General features: G+C 39.6%; 7 protein-coding genes. 3 read left to right on the forward strand and 4 right to left on the reverse strand.

The features are described from left to right. Positions 1-50: 50 nt before the first annotated feature. The 3 genes from H5162_RS19520 to coaBC all read right to left on the reverse strand — a co-directional run bounded on the left by H5162_RS19520 (position 51) and on the right by coaBC (position 4,917). Positions 51-2,825: a S9 family peptidase gene (locus H5162_RS19520; protein ID WP_182779326.1), complete on the reverse strand. Its 2,775-nt coding sequence runs from the start codon at positions 2,823-2,825 to the stop codon at positions 51-53. A gap of 171 nt (positions 2,826-2,996) precedes the next feature. Next, a complete protein-coding gene (gene slmA, locus H5162_RS19525; RefSeq protein ID WP_145234700.1) occupies positions 2,997-3,584 on the reverse strand; it encodes a nucleoid occlusion factor SlmA in 588 nt (195 codons plus the stop codon). A 115-nt stretch (positions 3,585-3,699) separates the two neighbouring features. Continuing rightward, complete coding sequence (gene coaBC / locus H5162_RS19530; RefSeq protein WP_179959239.1) at positions 3,700-4,917, reverse strand: bifunctional phosphopantothenoylcysteine decarboxylase/phosphopantothenate--cysteine ligase CoaBC; 1,218 nt, start codon at positions 4,915-4,917, stop codon at positions 3,700-3,702. A 153-nt stretch (positions 4,918-5,070) separates the two neighbouring features. On the opposite strand from coaBC, the gene radC reads away from it, so the two are divergent. The 3 genes from radC to rpmG all read left to right on the forward strand — a co-directional run bounded on the left by radC (position 5,071) and on the right by rpmG (position 6,426). After that, positions 5,071-5,745, forward strand: coding sequence for a RadC family protein (gene radC / locus H5162_RS19535; protein WP_145234702.1), 675 nt, complete (start codon positions 5,071-5,073; stop codon positions 5,743-5,745). Between the two features lie 277 nt (positions 5,746-6,022). Further along, positions 6,023-6,259, forward strand: a complete 237-nt coding sequence (rpmB, locus tag H5162_RS19540) for a 50S ribosomal protein L28 (RefSeq protein WP_004335549.1) — start codon at positions 6,023-6,025, stop codon at positions 6,257-6,259. An 11-nt stretch (positions 6,260-6,270) separates the two neighbouring features. After that, complete coding sequence (gene rpmG, locus H5162_RS19545) at positions 6,271-6,426, forward strand: 50S ribosomal protein L33 (RefSeq protein ID WP_004335545.1); 156 nt, start codon at positions 6,271-6,273, stop codon at positions 6,424-6,426. A gap of 88 nt (positions 6,427-6,514) precedes the next feature. Here rpmG and H5162_RS19550 read toward each other — a convergent pair whose 3' ends face one another. Next, positions 6,515-7,633 (reverse strand): diguanylate cyclase, encoded by a 1,119-nt coding sequence (locus H5162_RS19550; protein WP_182779327.1) that lies wholly within the window; start codon positions 7,631-7,633, stop codon positions 6,515-6,517. Between the last annotated feature and the right edge of the window lie 168 nt (positions 7,634-7,801).

The following is a 7,801-nucleotide window of genomic DNA, read 5'->3' on the forward strand; positions in this document are numbered from 1 at the left end:
GGTAAATAAAAAACGCCCAGCATTTGCTGGGCGTTTTAGTTTATGGCTGCTTATTCTTCAATGAAAGCTTCGCCTTCGGTCATCCACTTAGCGGCAGGCTTGCCTTTTAAGTAGTGATCAAAGTACTGCATCATCCGAATTGAAAAATCCACTTGGTTAGGGAATTTCTTTAAGTGGTGTGGTTCACCTTCATACTGCAAAAACGTCGCATCTTTGCCTGCACGGCGCAGCGCTAAATAATACTGTACGCCTTCGTGCCATGGTACAGCATCATCTTTATCGCCAAACATAATTAAGATTGGTGTATTTACTTTATCAGCGAAGAATACCGGTGAGTTTTCGATGTAAAGCTCTGGCGCTTCAAACAAGGTTTTACCAATACGGCTTTGCCCAGTTTCATATTGGAACTGACGCGCTAATCCTGATTTTAAGCGAATACCGCTGTAAGCGCTGGTCATGTTTGATACGGGCGCACCCGATACTACCGCTTTGAACATATCAGTTTGGGTGATCATAAAGGCACTTTGATAGCCCGCCCATGAATGCCCTTGTAAGCCAATTTTATCAGGGTCAGCGATACCTAGATCAATCAGCTTTTGGGTGGCGTTGATCATGGTTTGCGTTGATGATTTCCCTGGGTGACCAATTTCAAAGCGAATATCAGGTAAGAAAATCGCGTAACCGTTCGAAGTAAACATTGGGAAGTTAGGGCGGTGGTTTAATTCCATTTTAGGGAAATCAAACATGCGTTGACTCATATAACGGTAAAAATACACCACCACTGGCACCTTATCGCCCTTTTTATAGCCCGCAGGCTTTATCAATACGCCTTGTAAGTCTTCACCATCGAAGCCTTTATAGCTAATTAGCTCCGGTTTTTGCCCCCACGCAAAGTCGTTAACTTGTGGGTTTAAGTTAGTAACGCGTTGTGGCTTTTTAAAGCTAAAATCAGTTTGATAAAAATCAGGGAACTGCTGATAAGTTTGCTCAGTGAATAGGTATTTATCGGCATTTTTAGCTTTTTTTACCACGTCAAAACGTTTTTTACCGCTTAATACTTTGCTGATCGAGTTATCAGCAAGATTGAGTTTTGCTATTTCAGTTTGCTTTTGCTGTAAGTTTGTAGCACTTAGCAACAATGTATCTTCTTTTTTAAAGCCAACTTGGTCTTTATCAAGTTTGATGACTCGATATTGCGTGTTGTTTTCTTTGCCTTGTGTAAGGCGTGTGGCTTTGAGGGTTTTAACGTCAAATGCCCAGATATCGTATTTGCTATATACCAGCACTTGGCTGCTATCAGTTAACCAACCGGCAAAACCATAACCCGGTTGAGTTGAAGGGTAATCGTGCTGATCATCAGCGAACGTTGCTTTAATCGCTTTTGTTAAGGTACTGACTTTATTGTTACCTAAGTCTTTGAGTTGCACTTGGCTATTTTCAAAGTAAGTTGCAAATTGTCCACTGGGTGATAGGCTGGGCCTAAACGGGTAATCACTGATAATTGCTTTACGCTCACCATTTTGCACATTGACTGCATAGTAGTCAGCAAAAAAACCGCCATACATAATACGTTTAAGATAAGGTAAATTTGAAGAACCAAGTAACGCAGTGCGATTGTTGGTATTGAGTGCCACATCTGGCATGTCAGTGTTACTTAGTTGCGCAACTTGTTTGCCATTAAGATGGTAAACGGCTTGATAATGACGATTTTTATTGCTCTCGTTCCATTGCAGCTCTTCGCGGGGTTTAATTTCGGCATCGTTATTATGCCAAACGTGGAGGCCTTTTTGGTCGCGAATCGTATCGTAATCAAATAACGAGGCTTGATCTGTGTATTTCTTTTCTTTAATTTTTGCCGCTAACTTAGGATGATTCTCAAAGTACAAGCGTTCACCGTCTTCAGACCAGCTCAATTTTGCTGTTTTACCAATAGTCCAATCTTTTTCAGGAGCAGCAATATTTGTAAGCTGTTCGTTTTGCCACAGTTTTAGCTGATGATCGCGACGGAGCATATCGTCATTCACATAATTACCCAGTGTAAATGCGGCAATATTCTTAGTTGGATGCCAAGCTATTTTATTTGCCACCACGCCTGGTTCATCAATTAATACACTCGTATCAAATGTTTGGTTTAATGTAATTAATGCTACTTGGTTATCGTTACCGTCAGGATCGCTTTGGCTGACAAGAAGCTCGCTGCCAAATGTATTGATTGCGTAACTAAATACGCTATTTACTGTATGAGTTGTTTTGTCTTTTAAATTTACAACAATGAGCTCAAACGCTTTATCTTTTTTATCTGGTTTGATTTCACTAGTTTTATCTGTGCTCTTATCGTCACCAATGCCTTTACTATCATCGTCATTATCGGTTTTTTGATCTAAACGATATGCTAACCACTTACCATCATCAGAGAGCTGGTAATCTTTTACGTTCTCAAAAACTTGTTGTTCCCCCGTTATTGTATTAACGAGTACTAGATTGTTTTTTAAGGTGTCTTTCTTTTTTGTGGTTTCTTTTTCAAGCAAAGTAGGGACTTGGGTGAATGCTACCCAGTTAGCTGCTTTGTTGATCTGAGGTTTAGTGCCGCGCTCAATTTCTGCAAGTAATTTATTATTGTTTAAGGTATAGACTTGGCCTGTTGCATCGCCACGATATGGGGTTGCACTAAAGCTCAGTACTTCACCATTTTCAGATAATTGCGTTGTTTTAGCTGCTTTGAAATCGAATACATCTTTAAATTGTAGCGGCTCTTTTGCGGATGCCGTGGCACTACCAAGGCTTGCAACCAGTGCTACGCTGAGTAGGGAAAGTTGTGCTTTCATTGTTACTTCTCGTTTTGTTTCATCTGCATCATCATAACGAGTTTGTTCAACAATTCGAGTAGAAACGATAAGCGGTCGAAAATAAAGGTTGAAAGTAACATTTATAAAAAAACCTTGTAGGAAAACCGACAAGGTTAATAATTTTAGGAGCTAGGAGCTAGGAGCTAGGAGCTAAAGCCATATTTTTTGTAATTCTAACCACTGTTTTTCAAATTGCGCGCTAGGTTTTGCTTTAAAGTCACTGCGGACAAATTGGTTCATCTTGCCTTCAATGTAAGCAAGTAAAAAGTTTGCAATGGTTAACTCATCACTTTGAAAGGTTTTACCTTCGCGAAGTTTGCGCTCGCGTAGTACTTGTTTTAGTTGTGTTTCAAGCTTTTCAAACAAGCTTTGTACACGCTCACGCAAGCGTTCTTGCTCACCTTGCAAGGCGTCGCCGGTCAAAATACGAGTGATCCCCGGATTTTTCTCAGCAAATGCCAGTAGTAGCAATAAAATATTATAGATACGGCTTTGAGTTTCTTTTTCGTTTTCAAGAATGAGATTTATGCGCGACAACAAAGTGTCTTCAATAAACTCTATTAAGCCTTCAAACATCCGTGCTTTACTCGGGAAATGACGATAAAGCGCAGCTTCAGAAACGCCTACCTCAGCAGCTAATTTTGCTGTGGTGATACGTTGACCTGGGCTGGTTTCTAACATTTGTGCGAGTGCTTGTAGTATTTGCTCTTTGCGATTACTTCTTTTTGTCGCAGGCATGAACATTCCTTTCTTTATAATTATTTACTTAGCTTTTGGCGGCTACTTATCACTCACTTTTTGAGCAAGCGATAAGGGCTATGTTAATGTTTTATTCAGTTTCTTTCCAGCCTTTTTACAATCGTTTAGCAAGCTCACTCATTACACTCAGTGCTAACGCGCTTTTGGTATCGACGGGCAGTTCTTTTTGTTCATTATGCCAGAACAGTGTTAAAGCATTATGATCTGAATTAAAACCAAGGCCCGTTTGTGATACATCGTTAGCGCAGATCATATCGAGGTTTTTATTGCTGAGTTTGCCTTTCGCATAGCTTGCGACATCTTGAGTTTCTGCGGCAAAGCCAACTGTATATGGGCGACCCTCTGTAAGGCTAGCAACTGCGGCAATTACATCAGGATTTTTAACTAAAGTGAGTGTCAGTTCATCGCCTTGTTTTTTCATTTTTTGCTCGGCAATCGCTGCGGCGCGATAATCGGCAACCGCGGCGCAACCAATAAAAGCATCCGACTTTGGAGCAAAAATAAGCGATTGTTCAAGTAGTTGCTCAGCGGTCTCAATGTTAATTAGGTTAACACCTGGTGGTGGCGCAATTGTTACCGGACCTGAAATCAGGTTAACCGTTGCTCCTAAACTAACTGCCGCATGTGCAAGCCCAAAGCCCATTTTCCCAGAGCTGTGATTAGATATAAAACGCACCGGATCAAGTGGCTCACGAGTTGGCCCTGCGGTGATTGTAATTGTTTTACCAGCTAGTAGTTGCGGTTGCGAAGGTTGCGTGCATAGTGCCACTAACTGATGTGGTTCAAGCATTCGCCCTGCACCTACATCACCACATGCTTGTTCACCCTTACCTGGGCCCCAAATTGCAATGCCACGCTGTTTTAAAGTTGCTAAGTTAGCTTGAGTTGCTGGGTGGGCATACATTTGTTGATTCATTGCAGGCGCCACTGCTACTTTTGCGGGTGTTGCCAGCAATAAAGTGGTGAGTAAATCATCTGCAATGCCGACTGCCATTTTTGCGATGATATTAGATGTGGCAGGAGCGACTAATATTAAATCAGCCCATTTAGCAAATTCAATATGGCCCATAGCGGCTTCAGCAGATGGATCGAGCAAAGAGTCTGAGACCATTTCACCACTTACGGCCTGCATGGTAAGCGGAGTAATAAAGTGCTTAGCTGACTCAGTCATCACCACTTTGACATCACAACCATGATCTTTTAAACGTCTAACAAGTTCGGCGCATTTGTAGGCGGCAATACCACCGCTGATACCAAGTACAATTTTTTTATTTACTAATTCTGTCGCTAAATTGGTCATTAACTTTGTCATACTCTGATAAAACTGTTTGTCGATATGCGCTAACGATAGCAAATCTTTGCCTTGGGGACGAAGTTTTAATATGGAATTTATTCGCAGTTTTACAGGCGAAATTTTATTTTTGCATTACAGTTAAATTATAAATCATTTTTCAGGGACGAAATAATGCAGCTCACCTCTTTACCAAGTAGCCAGCGACCACGCGAAAAGTTATTGGCGAAAGGGGCTAAGTCGTTAAGTGATGCCGAGTTATTAGCGATATTTTTGCGAACGGGTTTACCGGGCATGAATGTAGTTGAGTTAGCACAACATTTAATGACACAAAATCAAACACTGCATAACTTATTTAATGCATCAATCGATGATTTTTGTGCACAAAAAGGACTGGGCACAGCAAAATTTGTGCAACTTCAAGCAGTACTGGAATTGAGTCGTCGTTATATGATGGAGCAATGCCAGCGCGAAGCAGTGTTTAATTCACCGCAATCAGTATATGACTATTTAACGATTGAGCTGCGAGGCTTGCAGCAAGAAGTGTTTATGGTGTTGTATTTAGATAGTCAGAATCGCTTAATTAAAGAAGAAACACTTTTTTATGGCACTATTAATGCGGCATCTGTTTACCCAAGAGAAGTCGTCAAAGCGGCTTTAAAAAATAACGCTGCGGCACTTATTTTGGCTCATAATCATCCATCAGGTATTGCTGAACCAAGCCAAGCTGATAAATTAATTACCGCTAAATTGCAGCAAGCTTTGCAATTAGTCGATATAAATATTTTAGATCACATCGTTGTTGGGGGAGATAATTGTGTTTCGTTTGCAGAACGAGGCTTGATTTAAGCGTATTCAAATCACTAAGCGTGTTAAAAATGAGCGGTTTAGTGCTTATTTGCAAATTAGTTTAATTTAAATGCAGTTTTTACTTTCCCTAAGGGCATTCGATCTTTATAATTAGCCGCTATCAAATTTACACATGAGCTGGTTGGATTAGATCAATCACTTGATCTTTGCCTGTATAAGCTGTATAAAGAGCGCCCTTCGATTTATCCCTGGGGCACAAAATACATAGCCTAGGGGACAAATTAAGCTCGAGCGAAGTTATTGGAGATATATAGACATGTCTAAAGTATGTCAAGTTACAGGTAAGCGTCCTGCGGTTGGTAATCACCGTTCACACGCGAGAAACGCGACTAGACGTCGTTTCCTACCTAACCTACAAACACACCGTTTTTGGGTTGAAAGTGAAAAACGTTTTGTAACATTACGCACTACTACTAAAGGTATGCGTATTATCGATAAAAAAGGCATCGACACGGTTCTTACTGAAATCCGTGCTCGCGGCGTAAAAGTTTAAGGACCTGAGTCATGCGTGATAAGATCCGTTTAGTTTCTACAGCTGGTACTGGTTTTTTCTACACTACCGACAAGAACAAGCGTAACATGCCGGAAAAAATGGAAATCAAAAAGTTTGATCCAAAAATCCGTAAACATGTTCTTTTCAAAGAAGCTAAAATCAAGTAATTTTAGTTTTCTATGAATATCAAAAACCCAGCTTAGGCTGGGTTTTTTGTTTTTCAAATGCGTAGTTTTTCCGTTCTCGAATCACAGATTATTCGTTTATATCATCGTCGACTAATTTTAAAAATGTGTCATAACAGGTAACATGTGCGTTGTTATCGTTGATGCAAACTAAATTTCGGCCGTGATGTTTAGCAAAGTAGAGTGCCTTATCAGCTCGCTCTAATACTTTTAAAACGCTATCATTACTCTTTTGTATAGCGGTTACCCCAAGGCTGATAGTGATAGGCATATTGGCAACTGTATTTGAGCTAATTAAACTCCTTAATTCATTCGCTTGCTTTGCTGCATCCAACAAAGCAGTGTTGAGTAATATTATTACAAACTCTTCACCACCCCAACGGGCGATTAACGCTTGCTCACCTATTTTTTGCTGCAACAGATGGGCAAACTCTTTTAATACTTTATCGCCAACTAAATGCCCGTGGGTATCATTAATTTTTTTGAAATAGTCTATATCACACATAAGTAAACAATGAGGTGCTTGAGAGTGCTCGCTTTTAGTTATTAATGCCGATAACTCTGCATCAAATTTTTGTCTGTTATATAACTCAGTCAACTTGTCTGTTTCTGCTAACTTTTTAATTTCGTCATTAAGGTTAGATAAGTTTTGATACGCTAACGAACGTGTTTTTTCGTAAAATCTAAAAATTAGAATATGAGCGATACTGACTTCGATAGTGTTAAATAATGATCCTAACCCTATGGTTATTGTTTGTTGTTGCTGTGTATAAATTAAGTATGCACAAATAGAGAATGCAATTGCGCTGATGATGCTTCCCCGTTTTCTGCCTATTAAAAAAAATGCAAAAGGGGGGATAAGCGTAGCCCATAATATTGAGAATGGATTTCCGCCTACCGAAATTATAAATAATATAGCTAAGCTGCTAGCCATTAATGTAACAGCCCATGCGGTTACATTGACGTTGCCAGATTTGTAAAACCAGAAATAAATAGTTAATGAGATAACAAGTCCTAAACAGTCAATTAAGGCAAGGTCTAATTGCTCGAAATAGAAAACATTGAGTACTGTTAAAATGAAAAAGTAAGCTGTTGAAAATAGTAAAAAATGGGCGATTAAACGTGCTCGCCAAAAATCTTTGTGATCCTTTGCAAATTTCGGAGACTTACTGTACCAAAACCCTAACATAAATGAATATTACCTAATTATTTATGATGTTAAGTATTACTTATTTGCAGAGTCCTGTGTAGCACAAATATTAACTGATAAGTTTTAGGTATAAAAAAACCTTGCAGGAAAAACCCACAAGGTTAATATTTTTAGCATTTAGCATTTAGCATTTAGCATTTAGCATTT

Source organism: Pseudoalteromonas sp. SR41-8 (assembly GCF_014163915.1).
In the GTDB taxonomy this organism is placed as follows: Bacteria; Pseudomonadota; Gammaproteobacteria; order Enterobacterales; family Alteromonadaceae; genus Pseudoalteromonas; species Pseudoalteromonas rhizosphaerae.

What these genes read in the sequence shown, in the direction of transcription:
- H5162_RS19520 (WP_182779326.1), bottom strand. Translation starts at nt 2,825, where the DNA reads ATGAAAGCACAACTTTCCCTACTCAGCGTAGCACTGGTTGCAAGCCTT.
- slmA (WP_145234700.1), bottom strand. Translation starts at nt 3,584, where the DNA reads ATGCCTGCGACAAAAAGAAGTAATCGCAAAGAGCAAATACTACAAGCA.
- coaBC (WP_179959239.1), bottom strand. Translation starts at nt 4,917, where the DNA reads ATGACAAAGTTAATGACCAATTTAGCGACAGAATTAGTAAATAAAAAA.
- radC (WP_145234702.1), top strand. Translation starts at nt 5,071, where the DNA reads ATGCAGCTCACCTCTTTACCAAGTAGCCAGCGACCACGCGAAAAGTTA.
- rpmB (WP_004335549.1), top strand. Translation starts at nt 6,023, where the DNA reads ATGTCTAAAGTATGTCAAGTTACAGGTAAGCGTCCTGCGGTTGGTAAT.
- rpmG (WP_004335545.1), top strand. Translation starts at nt 6,271, where the DNA reads ATGCGTGATAAGATCCGTTTAGTTTCTACAGCTGGTACTGGTTTTTTC.
- H5162_RS19550 (WP_182779327.1), bottom strand. Translation starts at nt 7,633, where the DNA reads ATGTTAGGGTTTTGGTACAGTAAGTCTCCGAAATTTGCAAAGGATCAC.